We start from the raw sequence: 14130 nt of genomic DNA on the forward strand, positions 1-14130 counted from the left end.
CGTGCTGCGCCGCATCCGCCCATGCTGGGGTGGTGGCTGACGAACCCATCGCCGCCCCCTACAAGGAAGGCAAGACCATGACACGGATGAACGAGGTGCGCGCCGAGTCTTCGTCGCTGGCTGCGGCGCGGGACATGCGCACCTTTTGGCGGATCGCCGCCGCGCTGGTCATTACGCTCGGCCCGCTGGGAATCCTCGTGATCCGAGCCATCATGCCGTACTGGACCACCGATGCCCCGGCGTCGGTGGTGGCCCAGTCCCTGGCCCATGGGTCGACGTTGGACTTCATGGTGTGGTCCGGACTCTTCTTCGCCCCGGCATTGCTGTTTGGCGTTGTGGCGATCGCATATGTGGCCAGGCGGGGATCGCCTGCCTTGGCCACCATTGGCGGTGCGCTCACGTTCGTTGGATGGAGCATGGGTGCGACCACGGTCAACATGGACTACTTGGTCTCGCAATTGGGTGCCAGCGGTTTCGGCCAACCGAGCATTACCGCGATCGGTGTCGCACTCCAAGACAGCACTTTCGCGGCCGTGGGAGGAATCATCTGGCTCATTGGACACATCGGGGGCATGGTGCTGATTGGCATTGCGCTGGGGCGGGCCGGAATCATCAAATGGTGGGCGGCCATTGCCCTGATGGTCTCCCAACCGTTCCATTTCATTGCGGCAGTGGTGATTCCCAGCAGGCTGCTTGACGTGACGCTAGGCTGGGGCTTGACGACCGTGGCGAGTTTCATGGTGAGCCTGGCCGTCCTGCGCATGGGCAACGGCGAATGGGACCTGCCGCCCAGCAAGCGGGTTACCGGCCGACGCTAAGTTGGACGCGAAATTGACGGATCGCCCCGGCCTTCACCGTCCTGGTGAGGAATCGGGGCCTTCCTATTGCTGCGGCTCGTTCCTGCGAAACTTCAGTTCCCGCTCCGTCCCTCGAAGCGGGGAACCCGCAACAAGGCGCCTGACCGGCAATTTGCTGCCGGTTGAGTGGCTATCCGTTCGGCCGCTGCGGCAGGTATTGCACCGCCCACTTGTTCCCGTCCGGATCGGCAAAGTGAACGAAATGCCCCCACGGCTGGATGTCGATGTCGCTGACATCCACGCCGTTGGCCTTGAGCTGGTCGTGGGCGACCTGGATGTCGCTGACCACCATCTGCAGGCTGGGTGCGGTCCCGGGCGCCGCATCGTTCAGTCCCTCGCCAATGGTGATCGAGCAGGCCGACCCCGGCGGGGTCAGCTGGACGAAGCGGATCGACTCGGTGGGCCGCTCGTCGTAGTCGGCGTTGAACCCGACCTTGTTCACGTAAAAATCCTTGGCGCGGTCCACATCGGACACGGGGACAAACACAAGTTCCAGTTTCCAATCCATGCTGCACACGCTAACGCGGCCACGAAACCCGTGTAAAGGGGTTGTGGGACTCACCGAACCCGTGCTCGACGAAGCGCTCGATGGCGGCGTCGCGCAACCGGGCCCGTCGGTTCAGATCCTCGCGGGCTGTACCCATGAATAGGAGGCTACCCGCGTGTATAGCCAGGCACGTCTGGCTGCGTTGTGAATAGATGTGTAAAGTGTGAATAAATAGTATTCACACCATTTCACCGGCAGGAGATCCGATGTCAGGCTTGCAAAACCCGTTCCGGCCGACCTTCGGCAGGACTCCCCCGGAGCTGATTGACCGAAACGACACCTTGGAAGAGTTCGAATACGGTCTGCGCATCCGATCCGGCGTCCTGGGTTTGCTGAGCATCATCACCGGGGCCCGCGGCGTGGGGAAGACCGTCATGCTCAACGAGGCGCAGGGGCTGGCGCAGGAGCAGGGCTGGGCCGTCATCTCCGAGACTTCCACCGCAGGCTTCCTGGCAAGGATCGCAGACTCCGCACTCCTCATCGATGAGGAATTGGGTGCCGGCCCGCCACCCAGGAAGATTCTTGCGTTCTCGGCCGCCGGCTTCGGGGTCACCACGCAGCTTCCCAGGGAGCGCCAGGTCGAGTTCCGCAATCTCGGGGCGAAGCTCTTGCATCGCCTGGACGAAAATGGCACCGGCCTGTTGATCACGCTGGATGAAATCCAGGACGCCGACCGCAGTGAATTGCTGCAGTTGGCCGCCGTCATCCAGCACTGGGTGCGGGACGGGCTGCCCATCAGCTTCGTTTGCGCCGGCCTGCCGGCTGCGATCTCCGACATCCTCAACGAAGGCGTGGCGACCTTCCTTCGCAGGGCCGACAAGATCGACCTGCACTCCGTCGAGGTTCGGGATGTCAGGGATTCCTACGCGCGGCAATTCTCGGCGGCCGGGATCAGGTTTCCCGACGGGTTCCTGGAAGAGGCGGCAGAGGCGAGCTTCGGCTACCCGTTCCTCATCCAGCTGATCGGCTACTTCCTGTGGAAGGAAGCCGAACGGGGTGGGGGCGCGGTTGACCGGGAATCAGCGGACAAGGCAGTTGCCGCGGCCCTGAAGCGAAACATCCGCATGGTTGTCGGCCCGGCCATCTCCAAGGCCTCCGACCGGGACATGGACTATCTCCGGGCGATGTCCCGCGACAACGGCCCGTCCAGCACCGCCGCGGTGGCCCAGCGCATGAAGGCCTCGCTGCAATTGGCCGCCAACTACCGCGCCCGCCTCATTGAGGCCGGGCTGATCGAACCGGCCGGACGCGGCGAAGTCAGGTACTCGATTCCTGGATTGCGCGAACACCTGCGCAACGGGGAACGTCTCGGCTAGCCAATAACCCCGGCGCAATCAGGCACCCAGATAGCCGCGGGTGTCCAGGTCCTCGGCGGCCATGCGTTGGGCCAACGACATCCCGGTTTGCTTCACGGCAAACCCGGCGGCGGAGGACCCAAAGTCCTCGTTGCGCGCCCTGGCGGGGTCGGCCAGGTAGCCCGGAGCCGGCAGCGTGCCCTTTTCCGACAGGTCCCAGGCATCGAGCGCCTGCAGGCTGATGCCGCGGGGCCCGGTGCGGCGGGTGAGCCCGTGGATCAGCAGCAGCCGGGTGGAGAAGAGCAGCGGGCCGCAACGCCGCTGGGCCTCGTGGAAGAACGTTGCATCGACGCAGCCGGTGCCGTCGTCCACCGAGATGAACACGACCCGTCGCCCGCCGCGCATCGGCGGGGTCTGCGTGGCCACCCGCACCCCGGCCACCAGGACCTCGGTGCCGTTGCGCATGCCCAGCAGGTCCTGCGCGCGCGAGACGCCCAGGGAGTCCAGCAGCGGGGCGTGGGATTCCATCAGGTGCGCACTGACATCGATGGACATCAGGTCCAGCTCGGTGCGCACCACCTCGTCCAAGGGCGTGTGCGCCGCCCCTATCGCCATGTTGGAAAGCTCCACGTCCCCCAGCGGCAGGGACAGCTGCCCGGGAATCGGCCGGTAGCGCTGGGCCAGGACCTTGCCGGAGCGCGCACGCAGGTGCTCGACCAGGTCGGCACGGTTCCCGCGCCCAACATCGGCCTGCAGCGAATCGAAGGCGCCCAGCGCGGCAAAGTGGTTCAGCGAGGTGCGGGTGAGCCCGGAGCGGGCCCGCACATCGGCGATCGAGTCGTACGGCTGCCCTGCCGCCACCCGGGAAACCTCGCGTTCGGAGACCCCGCGGATCCCGCGCAGCGAGAGCCTGATGCCGTACCGCCCCGGGGGCGCCGCCCCCACGGCCCGCGGCACCACCGGCAGCTGCGCGGGAGGCAGCAGCCCGTCGAGCCTTTCCACCTTGTAGCCGGGCGCGGAACGGTTGATGTCCAGCGGCAGGATTTCGATGCCCATGCGCCGGGCCTCGGCCACCAGCAGGCGCTTGGGGTACATGCCGGGGTCGTGTTCCCAGATGCCGGCCAGGAAGGCCTCGGGGTGGTGGGCCTTGAGCCAGGCCGAGTGGTAGGTGGGCACGGCGAAGGCCGCCCCGTGGGCCTTGCAGAACCCGAAGGACCCGAAGGCCGCCAGCGTGTGCCAGACCTCGTCGATGACCTCCAGGGAATAGCCGCGCCCCAGGGCCCGGGAGCGGAAGAGTGACTCCACCGCCGGCTCCGCCTTCGGGTTGCCCAGCAGCCTGCGGTAGACATCGGCCTTGGCCAGCCCGCAGCCCGTCATCACATGGAAGATCCGCAGCACCTGCTCGTGGAAGACGGTGACCCCGTGGGTCTCGGCGAGCGCGGGTGCCAAATCCGGGTGGGGGTATTTTTCGGGTGCGAATCCGTGGCGGTTTTCCAGGTAGGGCTTGACCATGTTGGATTTCATGGGTCCGGGGCGGAAGAGGGAGATGTCGATGATGAGGTCGTTGAATTCCCTGGGCGCGAGCTTGCCGATGAGTTCGCGCTGTCCGGGTGATTCGATCTGGAAGCAGCCCAGGGTGTGGGTGGAACGGATGAGTTCGAAGGTGGGTTCATCGTCCAGTGGGACCAGGGCGAGGTCGATGGCGCCGTTGGGCAGGATGTAGTCGGGGATTTCCCCGGGCTTGGCTCCCTGGTGTCCCCCCGCCTTGGCGACTGCCTGTGCGTCGGGGTGGAGGCGCTGGATTTCCTCCAGGGCGTAGGTGATGGCCGATTGCATGCGCACCCCCAGCACGTCGAGCTTGAGCATGCCCATGGGGTCCATGTCGTGCTTGTCGAATTGGCTCATGGGCAGCCCGATCCCGCTGGGTTCCACGGGGGTGCGTTCGAGCAGGTGCGCGTCGGAGAGGATGACGCCGCAGGGGTGCATGGAGATGTGGCGGGGCAGCCTGTCCAGGCGTTCGGTGAGGTCCACGAGCAGGTCGAGCTGTTTTTCGGTGCCGAGGCGGTCGGCGAAGGGGGCGAGTTCGGGTTTTTCCTCCAGGGCGTCGCGGAAGGACGAGGCGGAGAAGCGCCAGAGCTGCTTGGCGATCACGTCGATGTCTTCCTCCTCCATGCCAAGGGCCTGGCCGGCGTCGCGTACAGCCCCCCTGGCGCGGTAGCCGTTTTGCATGCTCATGAGGCTGACGCGTCGATGCCCGAAGCGGTCGAAGATCTTTTGGTAGATGTTGTGGCGTTGGGCGGATTCGACGTCGATGTCGATGTCGGGCAGGGTGGCGCGGTCGCGGGAGAGGAAGCGTTCGAAGAGCAGGTCGTGGGCCAGGGGGTTCACCTGGCTGATGCCGATGAGGTAGTTGACCAGTGAGGAGGCGCCGGACCCGCGGGCGGCGGAGCGTATCCCCATCCGCGTGATCATGGAGCTGACTTCCGCGACGGTGAGGAAGTAGGGGGCGAAGCCGAGGTCGGAGATGGTGGACAGTTCGGCCTGGAGTCGGTGGCGCAGCGCGGGGTCGTTGGCATCGGCGGGGAGCAGCCGGGTGATTCCGGCTTCCGCGCGGGCGGCGAGTTCGGCGTCCGGCTCGGCGGTGATGCCGATGATGTGTGCCTCGGGGACCACGGGGATTCCCCATCCGGTGTCCGGGACCGGGTCGATCCGTGCCCAGTCGGCGAGCGCGGCGGTGTTGCGCAGCAGGGTGGCAGCCAGGGTGGAGTCGGAGGCGTAGCGGGCGATCTCGGTGGCGAGGTGGTGCATGTGCCCGGCGGGCTTGAGCCAGCCCTGCCCGTTGGGTTGGATGTCGTTGAGGGTTTCCAGGGAGCTCAGCGCCCGCGCGGAGTCCAGGACGTCGGCGGTGGCCGCCCCGTCGGGGTCCGTGTAACGCACGGCGTTGGTGAGGATGGGGGCGATGTCAGCGGAGGCGGCGCAGCGCAGCATGCGGATGGCGTGTGCGGTGCTGAGCCTGTCCCCTGGGTTGTTCAGGTGGGTGGTGATCTCCACCCGCAGTGCCTCGGGTCCCAGCAGGGTGCGCCAGGTGTGCAGGGCGGTGCGTGCCTGGGAGTAGTGGCGGTGTCCGGTGGCCAGACCGATGTCGGAGCCCGGCCCCAGCAGGATGGTCAGCAGCGCCTCCCCCTGCGGGCCCAGTGCATGGGTGGCCAGTTCTTCGCGGGTGATGCCGATGTGTCCCTTGGGCGCAGCCGTGGCCGGGGCTTTTTGGTGTGCTGCGGTGACCAGGCGGCAGAGTGCCGCGTACCCGGCGCCGCTGTCATGCCCCCTGGCCAGGGCGACGATGCGCCCGGCCGTGCGCATGGGCAGGGGCTTGCCGTGGGCGGCACGTGGCGGTGCGGGTTCAAGGATGGCAAGGTCCACCCCGAGGATGGGGTCGATTCCGTGCTCGATGCAGGCCTTGAGGTGCTTGACGCTTCCGTAGAGTCCGTCGCGGTCGGTGATGGCCAGGGCATCCGCCCCGTCGGCGAGCGCCGCGGCGACAAGGTTCTCGGGCCAGGAAACCCCGTAGTGTGCGCTGAAGGCCGAGGCGACGTGCAGGTGGGTGAAGCCCATGCCAGTGCGCCCTCCTTGCCTATTCCCGCTCCTCCACCTTTGTTCCATGCGCCCCGATAGGGGCCTGGGTGTGTTTGGGCTTGGGGTCCGGGTGGGCACCGCGCCCGTTGGAGGGATGACACCATCATATTAGAACATGTGTTCGATTCAAGCCCCGGAACGACCCCACTGCGCAATCATTGTGGATAGGCAACCGGATCCCGCCACTGACCTGTGGCGGGATTCTTCCGGTGAGAATGCCCACCCCGGTCCCGGGGGCTAGATCCCTTCGGCGGCCCCGAGCCTGTCTAGGGCCACCAGATAGGCTTCGGAATAGCTGGGGAACTGCGGCACCGCGTCGCGCAGGACCTGCAGCGGGGTCTCGCCCCTGATGGCCATGGACGCCTGGTGGATCCATTCGCTGGCCTGCGGGGCAATGGCCCAGGCTCCGACCAGGACCCTCCGATGCCGATCCACCAGGATGCCAAGGTCCCCGTGCGGGTCTTGTTCGTAGGTCCACGGCCGGGCGATCGCCTCGGGCAGGTTGACCTGGATGGACACCGCGTCAATCCCGCGCCCCTCGGCCTGTTCGCGGGTGAGGCCCACGGCGGCGATTTCCGGGGCGGCGAACACCACGCGCGGGATCCCGTCATAGCTCGCGTTTCGGTCCCTGCCAAGGATGCAGTCGGCGACAATGCGCCCCTGGTACTTGGCCACGTGGGTGAAGGGCATGATCCCGGTGACGTCCCCGATGGCCCAGAGCCCCTCTGCCGCCCAGCAATGCTCGTCCACCCGAACGTTGCCGCGGCCATCGAGGGTCGCCCCCGCCCTGGCCACATCCAGGCCCTCGGTGCGCGGGGTGCGCCCGGTGGCGAAGATGACGGCGTCGGCCACGACCTCTCCGCCTTCGCGCAACGCCAGGATGCTGCTTCCGCCATCTCCGCGCCGCCCGACGGCCACGGAGCTGTTGGCCATGACCTTGACCCCGCGCTCGCGCAGGTACCCTTCGGCGAGCGCGGAGACCTCGGGCTCCTCGCGGCCCAGCAGCCGTGCGCTGCGATTCAGCACGGTGACCTCTACCCCGAATCCGGACAGGAAGAACGCCGTTTCCAGGGCCACTGCGCTTCCGCCCACGATGGCCACCGACTGGGGCAGCGTGTCGAGCGTATAGACCTCGCGGTTGGTCCAGGCGGTGATGTCACCGATCCCGGGGAAGTCGGGAACCGAGGGCGAGGTCCCGGTGGCGATGATGATGTGGTGCGCCAGGTATTGTTCCCCGTTGGCCACCACGTGCCCGGGACCCGAGATGGAGGCCTTCCCGCGCACCACCGTTGCCCCGCGCCGGGCGTACCCCTCGGCCTGGGCGCTGTCATCGAGGTGTCGAGCCATGTAGTCGCGGTAGTCCCTGGCCTTCTCCCAGTCCAGGGTGCTCGACGAGGCACCCGCGGCGCCGTCGGCCTCGATGTTCACCTCAGGTCCACGCAGGATCGTCTTGGAGGGAATGCAGGCCCAGTAGGCGCATTCCCCGCCAATGAGTTCGGATTCGAAGACCACGATCTTCTTGCCGGCGGTCAGCAGGCGATCGGCAACGACCTCGCCTCCGGGGCCCATGCCGATGATTGCCGCATCGAATACTTCTTCCATCTGAGCACTCCCGTGGTTGGGTTCCTCGCGGCCGCCATCCAGGCGCCTGCTCCCTAGCCTTGCACCTCACCCCTCCAACAACCAGAGTCCACGGCCGCGAACCCGGTGACCGGCGCGGGGTCTTGTGGTCCGATCCTTCGCACTAGGCGCTCTCCCGGTAGGCCTCGGGCATGCGAATGATGCGCCAACGACCGGTCTCAACCTGCCGGGAAACCTCAAAGGTGCGCAGCGGCCCCACGCCGGCGAGCTTGACCTGCAATTGCCAGACCTCATAGTCCACGAGCCCCGGCCCGCGTCCGCGTTCGGCGCGCAATTCCTCGGTCCACCATTTGCGCCGCTCGAACCAGCGCACCGGCTCGGCCGCCAGCTTGTATTCCCGACCCTGCCAGCGCAGGCGAATCGGCACCCCCGCCGGCGTGCAGTCAACTTCGATCGACTGGGTAAAGATTCCCATTCGCTCGCCACCTTCCCCTCGCACAAACGTGCCCGTTGCCGCCACACCCCGAAGAGGTGGGCGGCGGCAGCGGGCCGCACCCATGCACTGAACCATTTTATTAGAAACTTTGTTCTATACAAGGGGAGACTAGAACGCATGTACGACGATTTGTTGTTTCGGGGCCCTATTGCCCGGGTCTCACGTGGGCCTATGCTGGTGAGCATGACCTCAAACACGCCTCCGGCCATCACTGCGCTCACCCTTGGCGTGCGCGACGTCCAGCGCTCACGCGACTTCTACGTCACAGGCCTGGGCTTCCGCGAAATCAACTACATCCCCGGCGAGATCCTGTTCGTCCAAGCGGGGTACGGGCTGATGCTCGCACTGTGGAACGTCGAATCCATGCCCGGCGAATACGGGGAAGTCGGCCACGGCCCGCTGGCTCCGCCGCTATCCGTGGGGCACAACAGCGCAAGCGTCGAGGAGGTCAACGAGCTCTACGCCAGGGCACTTGCCGCCGGCGCGACCTCGATCGGCGCACCGACCCTCCGGGAGTGGGGCGGCACCAGCGCCTGCGTGGCCGACCCCGACGGGTTCCGCTGGGACTTTGTGCACAACCCGTCCTTCGCCATCGACGACGACGGGACCGTCACCGGTGTCTAGCCGGCACCGATGCACCCCCCTCACCGCTGAAAATCCCGGCCGCCCGTGAGACTCTCCAACCTGCCGATCCGCCGCATCGCCGAAGACGGACTTTCCCCCGCGCCCCGCGACCAATGGCCCCACACCCTCCCGCCGGTGCGCCAGCTTCTAGACCAGGGTCTGGACTTCGGACCGGCCACCATATTCGTGGGCGAAAACGGCTCGGGAAAGTCAACCCTGGTGGAGGCCATCGCCCTCGGCTACGGACTCTCGCCCGAGGGCGGCTCCACCGGCGCACAGCACAGTACCCGGGTCACGGAATCGGGCCTGGAGCGGCACCTGCAACTGGTCAGGAACGTCGGCGCGAGCCGGCGCGGCTACTTCCTTCGCGCCGAAACCATGCACGGGCTTTACACCTATTTGGAAGACAATCCCTCCATGCGGCGCAAGGACCCGGAATTCCACACCATGAGCCACGGCGAGTCGTTCCTCGAGCTCATGGTGGACAGGTTTCGCGAGGGCGGCCTGTGGGTAATGGATGAGCCCGAGTCGGCACTCTCGTTCTCCGGATCCCTGGCCTTGGTGGGCATCCTGAAGGACCTGATCGCCGAGGGAAATTCCCAGGTCGTCGTATCCACGCATTCGCCGCTGCTCGCGGCCCTGCCAGGAGCAGACATTTATGAAGTCGGCCCATGGGGATTGCGTGCCGGCGAATGGGAAAGCCTCGATCTGGTCGCCAACTGGCGATCCTTCATGAACATGCCGGGACGCTACCTGCGGCACTTATAGAAAAGGGGTGCAGGGCACTTGGCCCTGCACCCCGGAAAAGCAATCGGCGGCTACTGCTCGGAATCGCCCTCGGTCCGGTCCGGGTCGAAGTCGGCCGGCAACGCCCCGCCTTCACTCTTCCACTTGGAGAGCTGCTTCTCGCTCACCATCCGTTCGTCGGTGTTGGGTGTCAGGTTGTTCTCAAACTCTTCATTTTCAGCGTTCGGTGTGTCTGCACTCATGTGGCCCACGCTATCGCCTTTCGCCGGGTTTCCACAGCATCGGTTTCAGATAGGGCATGTCCCTGCGGACAAACGGGGGCAAGTCCTCAGTCCATCTTCGCCAATCGCGACTTGAAGATCAGGAAGATCCCATAGCATCCCAGCCCGACCCCGATGAAGGCGAGCACGTAGACCCCGAAGGGCTGGGCCCGCACCGACTTGAGCGCGCCATCCAACCCCGTGGACTCCTCCGGATTCGCCTGCAACGTCGCCACGATGAACAGAAGCCCGAGCAGGAAAAGCGCAATGCCCTTCGCCACGTAGCCTGCAACGCCCACGACCTTGGTGACCCTGCGCAAGGTTCTTGAGGCGGGCAGATCCACCTGCTTGGTGAAGGACTTCATGAGGCCCCGGACGACAAACACGATTCCGGTGATGGCAATGCCGGCGCCCACGGCCATCAAGAGCAGCGGACCGCCGGGCATCTGCATGACTTGGGCCGAGGCGTCACTGGTGGATTCGCCACTGTCCTTGCGGTTGCCCAAGGCAAAGGAGGCAAAGCTCGCGGCCAAGGCGAAGAACACGATTCCCCGGCCGCCGGCAGCCAGCTTCTTGCCCAGCCGTTTTTTTGCCGGCGCGTTCCGGTAGCCAAAGACCACACCGCTGGCTTCCCACAAACCCAATGCAAGGCACGCGGACGCGCCGATCCAGAGCAAGGCGTACCCTGCAGGCTGGGCGGCAAGCTGCGCAAGCGCCCCATCCTGGTCGGCTTCCCCGGATTCCCCGAAGGCCAACTGGACGGCGATGACACCGATCAGCAGGTGCAAGATGCCACTGACCACGAAACCGGCTCTCGCGACCGCTACAAAGGCCCGGGAATTCGAGGCCTGTTCGGTCGCGTCGACGGCACCCTGAATGTTTTTTTTGATGACTTTCCTCTTTCATGCGAAGCCGCCCAAGAAGCTTTCCGGTGATAACCACATCCTGCCACCCTTGCGGGCAACCGCATACGCATCTGCACCCTGTGCTTTTGCCGCCTGCGGACATATCGTGGAACTGTCCGCCGACGAAAGGTCAAGCCCATGAATCCCGAGGTTCCCGAACTTGACGGAGTGCACCACGTGAAGCTTCCGGTGACGGATCTGGAACGCAGCCGCGCTTGGTACGAGAGCCGTCTGGGGTACGAACAAGTCATGGAATTCCGCGACGGTGACAACGTCACCGGGCTGCTGATGAGTCATCCACGGGGAGGTCCGGCGCTTGGGCTGTGGCTCGACCCGGAGCGGGCGTCCACGGTGGCGGGTTTCGACTACTTTGCCTTCGGCGCGCCAAACCGCAAGGCACTGGAAGAACTCGCCGCCCGGCTGACTTCCCTGGGAGAACTGCATCCCGGCGTCCACCCCGGGACCATCGGCTGGGTGCTGTCCCACGTGAAGGATCCCGACGGGCACGAACTTCGCTTCCAGTGCGCGACGTAGCAACTCGTGGCTCCCCTGCCACCCATCCTCGGCGGCAGGAGAGCCAGGACAAGGTGAGGACTACGCGGTGTTCTCGTGCAGGCAGAGGATGTTTCCGTCGGGGTCCTTGAACCAGGCCGCCTTCTCCGAGCCCAGGTCGCAGATGTGGCCCGTGGTCTTCAGGTCCGGCAAGTCGTAGTCCTCGAAGACCACGCCGCGGCCCTCGAGTTCGTCAATGACCTTGGGGATGTCCTTGACCTCGAAACTTGCCGCGGTGTGCGGGGAAGGTTTCGCCTCGGGGTCGCTGAACAGGGCCAGCGCTCCGGAGCCGTCAAGCGCGAAAACAAAGTTGCCGTCCGGACCCTGTTCCCGGAAAGGCAGACCCAGCGAGTCTTCGTAGAATTTCCGTGCCCGCCCCGCATCGGTGACGGGAATCATGGTGGTCAACGGGCTGTTTGAAAGTGACATGGGAACCATCCTTGGTGGGCTTCTGGCCCTCCCATTTTACGTCCACACATACGGAAAAGAGCCCTGTGGAGCTACCCCTGTTTGCCGGCAGCCCGTAGTGCTGCCACGACTGGCGCGGTTCCGTCTTCCGATGCGAGCACTGCCGCCAGGTGGCGCGCGCGTGCGGCATACGCCGGCGTCGCGGTGGCCTGCGTGATGGCAGCGGCCAGACGTTCGGTGGTGAGCTCCTTGTAGGGAACCGGTTGCGGGCCCGCGCCGAGGGACGTGATCCTGGCGGCCCAGAACGGTTGGTCCGTGTATATCGGCACGCTGACCGTCGGTGCACCGGCGCGCAGACCCGCCGCGGCGGTACCCGCACCTGCGTGGTGGACCACCGCAGCCATGCGCGGGAACAACCATTGGTGCGGGACGGCGCCCACGCCGATGACACCGGATCCGGAGACACCTTCGACACCTTGCAACACCGCGCGGACGCCGGAGCGGCGAACCGTGTCGAGCATGAAGTCGGCGTCCAGTGCGGCGCTGCTGCCGAAGCCGATAAAGACCGGGGGCGGTCCTTCCGCAAGGAATTCGAGCAGCTCCGCGGGCGGTTGCCAACCCGGCTCCGCTTCCGGCCACCAGTAGCCGGCCAGGGAGAGTCCGGATCGCCAGTCCGCCGGGCGCGGAAATATGGTCGGGCTGATGCCGTGGAGAACAGGGCTGTTGTCTTTTCTTCGCAGCCGATCGGTGGCGGCCCTGGACGTCTTGCCCAACCCGAGGGCTTTGCGGATGCGGGCGCTCGGGGCATCATAGGGCGCCTTTCCGGCGGATACCAGCGAACCGAGTAGCTTGTTGCCAACCGGGCCGAGGCTGCGGGCTGTCCCCAGGACCACGGGCGGGTAGGCGGCGCTGGGTTCGGTCGGTTGCAGATGGGCGCCGATGGCGGGGATCTCGAGGGCTTCGGCCACATCGTAGGCATAGGGTGCAATCGCATTGGCCAGGATCACCTCGGCACCGCTTTCGGCCGCCGCCAGCGTGCCGGTCGCAGCCAGGTCCATGTAGTCGCCGAGTTCGTCCATGTACCTGCGCAGATCCGCGCCGGTGGGCCTCTTCCCCGGGGCTGCGGGACTCACCAGATGGCTCATGTCCCCGGGCAGCTCGCGGTGCTCGCACCCCGCCGCGGTGATCAACGGAGCATAGGCGACATTGGCCGCGATGGCCACGTCGTACCCCAAGGATTGAAGCCTGCTGCCAAGTCCAGCCATGGGAGCTACATCGCCCCGGGTACCGGGCGTGATCATGAGTACTCGCATGGGGCTCCTCATTCCGATTGATTGCGATCACTGTTCGCAATCAAGAATATAGTGAAATGGGTACAGGACCTAACGCAAGCGACCGAAGGAAAGCCGGAGCAGCCATGACCTCGCATGACCCCCATGATGCCTGGCGGCGGCCGGAGCGTTCCGGCGTCGGGCCCAAACCAAGGCACTCACGCGCAGAGATCGTCACGGCGGCAATCGCCATCGCCGACCGAGACGGCATGTCGGCGGTCTCCATTCGGCGCGTGGCCGGCGACATCGGGGCAGGCGCCGCCTCCCTGTACCGGTACCTAAGATCCCACGACGAGCTCGTTGACATCATGGTTGACACCGTTAGCGGCGAATACGACCTCGCACCCTCCGATGAACCGCCGCGAGCCCAGTTGCTGAACCTGGCGCGGCAGGGCCGGGCCATCATGCACCGCCACCCGTGGCTGGCCCCTCTGCTTCTGACGCGACAGCCAGTGGGCCCCAATGCCCTCGGATATCTGGAGCGCGCCTTGTCCGCACTGGAATCGTCCAACATGCCCGGCCCGGCCAAGCTGCAAACAGTGGCCATGATGACAGCCATCACCTCCGCCTTCGTCCAAAATGAGCTGGCCCGGCCCGCCGGCTCCGGCGCGGTCGACGACGGAGCGAAGGAACGCCTGCGGTATCTCACCGAGGCAATCCAGTCCGGTAAATACCCGCAGCTGGCCGGCGCTATTGGCGGGCAGCACGAGCCCGAAAGCCCCGACGAAATATTCACCGGCGTCATCGGCCACTACCTGGCGGGTGCGGGGCTACCGGTGTCCACCGGTTTGGCCTGAGGGAACGCCAACCGGGACTGGGCCAGCCGCCGCGCTTCACCGCATTGGCCGTGCGGAATGACCCAAGAGCCTTCGGCGGATAACGACACGGGTGTTG

The 14130-nt window shown here is 65.9% G+C and carries 15 protein-coding genes; 6 read left to right on the forward strand and 9 right to left on the reverse strand.

Annotated features, from left to right (window positions below):
- Positions 1 to 32 precede the first annotated feature (32 nt).
- Positions 33 to 818, forward strand: coding sequence for a hypothetical protein (locus ACIPUB_RS02300; RefSeq protein ID WP_407605907.1), 786 nt, complete (start codon positions 33 to 35; stop codon positions 816 to 818).
- A 169-nt stretch (positions 819 to 987) separates the two neighbouring features.
- On the opposite strand, the gene ACIPUB_RS02305 is transcribed toward ACIPUB_RS02300, so the two are convergent.
- Entirely contained in the window at positions 988 to 1365 is a 378-nt protein-coding gene (locus ACIPUB_RS02305) for a glyoxalase superfamily protein (protein WP_264269004.1), read from the reverse strand.
- Between the two features lie 10 nt (positions 1366 to 1375).
- Positions 1376 to 1501 carry a hypothetical protein gene (locus tag ACIPUB_RS02310; RefSeq protein ID WP_407605908.1) on the reverse strand — a complete coding sequence of 42 codons (126 nt, stop codon included), beginning with the start codon at positions 1499 to 1501 and terminating at the stop codon, positions 1376 to 1378.
- A gap of 109 nt (positions 1502 to 1610) precedes the next feature.
- On the opposite strand from ACIPUB_RS02310, the gene ACIPUB_RS02315 reads away from it, so the two are divergent.
- The gene (locus ACIPUB_RS02315) at positions 1611 to 2720 is read left to right on the forward strand and encodes an ATP-binding protein (RefSeq protein ID WP_407605909.1); all 1110 of its coding nucleotides are present in this window, start codon (positions 1611 to 1613) and stop codon (positions 2718 to 2720) included.
- Positions 2721 to 2738: 18 nt separating this feature from the next.
- Here the strand turns inward: ACIPUB_RS02315 and ACIPUB_RS02320 are convergent, their stop codons facing one another.
- The 3 genes from ACIPUB_RS02320 to ACIPUB_RS02330 form a co-directional block, all read right to left on the reverse strand.
- On the reverse strand, positions 2739 to 6311 hold the full coding sequence (locus ACIPUB_RS02320) for a DNA polymerase III subunit alpha (protein ID WP_407605910.1): 3573 nt from the start codon (positions 6309 to 6311) through the stop codon (positions 2739 to 2741).
- 258 nt (positions 6312 to 6569) lie between these two features.
- Complete coding sequence (locus tag ACIPUB_RS02325; protein WP_407605911.1) at positions 6570 to 7934, reverse strand: dihydrolipoyl dehydrogenase family protein; 1365 nt, start codon at positions 7932 to 7934, stop codon at positions 6570 to 6572.
- A gap of 142 nt (positions 7935 to 8076) precedes the next feature.
- A complete protein-coding gene (locus ACIPUB_RS02330; protein ID WP_217387869.1) occupies positions 8077 to 8388 on the reverse strand; it encodes a hypothetical protein in 312 nt (103 codons plus the stop codon).
- Positions 8389 to 8592: 204 nt separating this feature from the next.
- Between ACIPUB_RS02330 and ACIPUB_RS02335 the strand changes: the two genes are divergently transcribed.
- On the forward strand, positions 8593 to 9033 hold the full coding sequence (locus ACIPUB_RS02335) for a VOC family protein (protein WP_264269008.1): 441 nt from the start codon (positions 8593 to 8595) through the stop codon (positions 9031 to 9033).
- A 45-nt stretch (positions 9034 to 9078) separates the two neighbouring features.
- Complete coding sequence (locus tag ACIPUB_RS02340; protein ID WP_407605912.1) at positions 9079 to 9801, forward strand: AAA family ATPase; 723 nt, start codon at positions 9079 to 9081, stop codon at positions 9799 to 9801.
- Positions 9802 to 9851: 50 nt separating this feature from the next.
- Here the strand turns inward: ACIPUB_RS02340 and ACIPUB_RS02345 are convergent, their stop codons facing one another.
- On the reverse strand, positions 9852 to 10022 hold the full coding sequence (locus ACIPUB_RS02345) for a hypothetical protein (RefSeq protein ID WP_310287637.1): 171 nt from the start codon (positions 10020 to 10022) through the stop codon (positions 9852 to 9854).
- A gap of 86 nt (positions 10023 to 10108) precedes the next feature.
- Positions 10109 to 10843 carry a DUF1206 domain-containing protein gene (locus tag ACIPUB_RS02350; RefSeq protein ID WP_407605913.1) on the reverse strand — a complete coding sequence of 245 codons (735 nt, stop codon included), beginning with the start codon at positions 10841 to 10843 and terminating at the stop codon, positions 10109 to 10111.
- A 240-nt stretch (positions 10844 to 11083) separates the two neighbouring features.
- Between ACIPUB_RS02350 and ACIPUB_RS02355 the strand changes: the two genes are divergently transcribed.
- Complete coding sequence (locus ACIPUB_RS02355) at positions 11084 to 11479, forward strand: VOC family protein (RefSeq protein ID WP_310287640.1); 396 nt, start codon at positions 11084 to 11086, stop codon at positions 11477 to 11479.
- A gap of 60 nt (positions 11480 to 11539) precedes the next feature.
- On the opposite strand, the gene ACIPUB_RS02360 is transcribed toward ACIPUB_RS02355, so the two are convergent.
- Positions 11540 to 11926 carry a VOC family protein gene (locus ACIPUB_RS02360; RefSeq protein WP_407605914.1) on the reverse strand — a complete coding sequence of 129 codons (387 nt, stop codon included), beginning with the start codon at positions 11924 to 11926 and terminating at the stop codon, positions 11540 to 11542.
- A gap of 71 nt (positions 11927 to 11997) precedes the next feature.
- Positions 11998 to 13218, reverse strand: coding sequence for a glycosyltransferase (locus tag ACIPUB_RS02365; RefSeq protein ID WP_407605915.1), 1221 nt, complete (start codon positions 13216 to 13218; stop codon positions 11998 to 12000).
- 104 nt (positions 13219 to 13322) lie between these two features.
- Between ACIPUB_RS02365 and ACIPUB_RS02370 the strand changes: the two genes are divergently transcribed.
- On the forward strand, positions 13323 to 14033 hold the full coding sequence (locus ACIPUB_RS02370; RefSeq protein WP_407605916.1) for a TetR/AcrR family transcriptional regulator: 711 nt from the start codon (positions 13323 to 13325) through the stop codon (positions 14031 to 14033).
- Positions 14034 to 14130 lie beyond the last annotated feature (97 nt).

This window comes from Paeniglutamicibacter sp. ORCA_105 (assembly GCF_045798545.1).
GTDB lineage: Bacteria > Actinomycetota > Actinomycetes > Actinomycetales > Micrococcaceae > Paeniglutamicibacter > Paeniglutamicibacter sulfureus.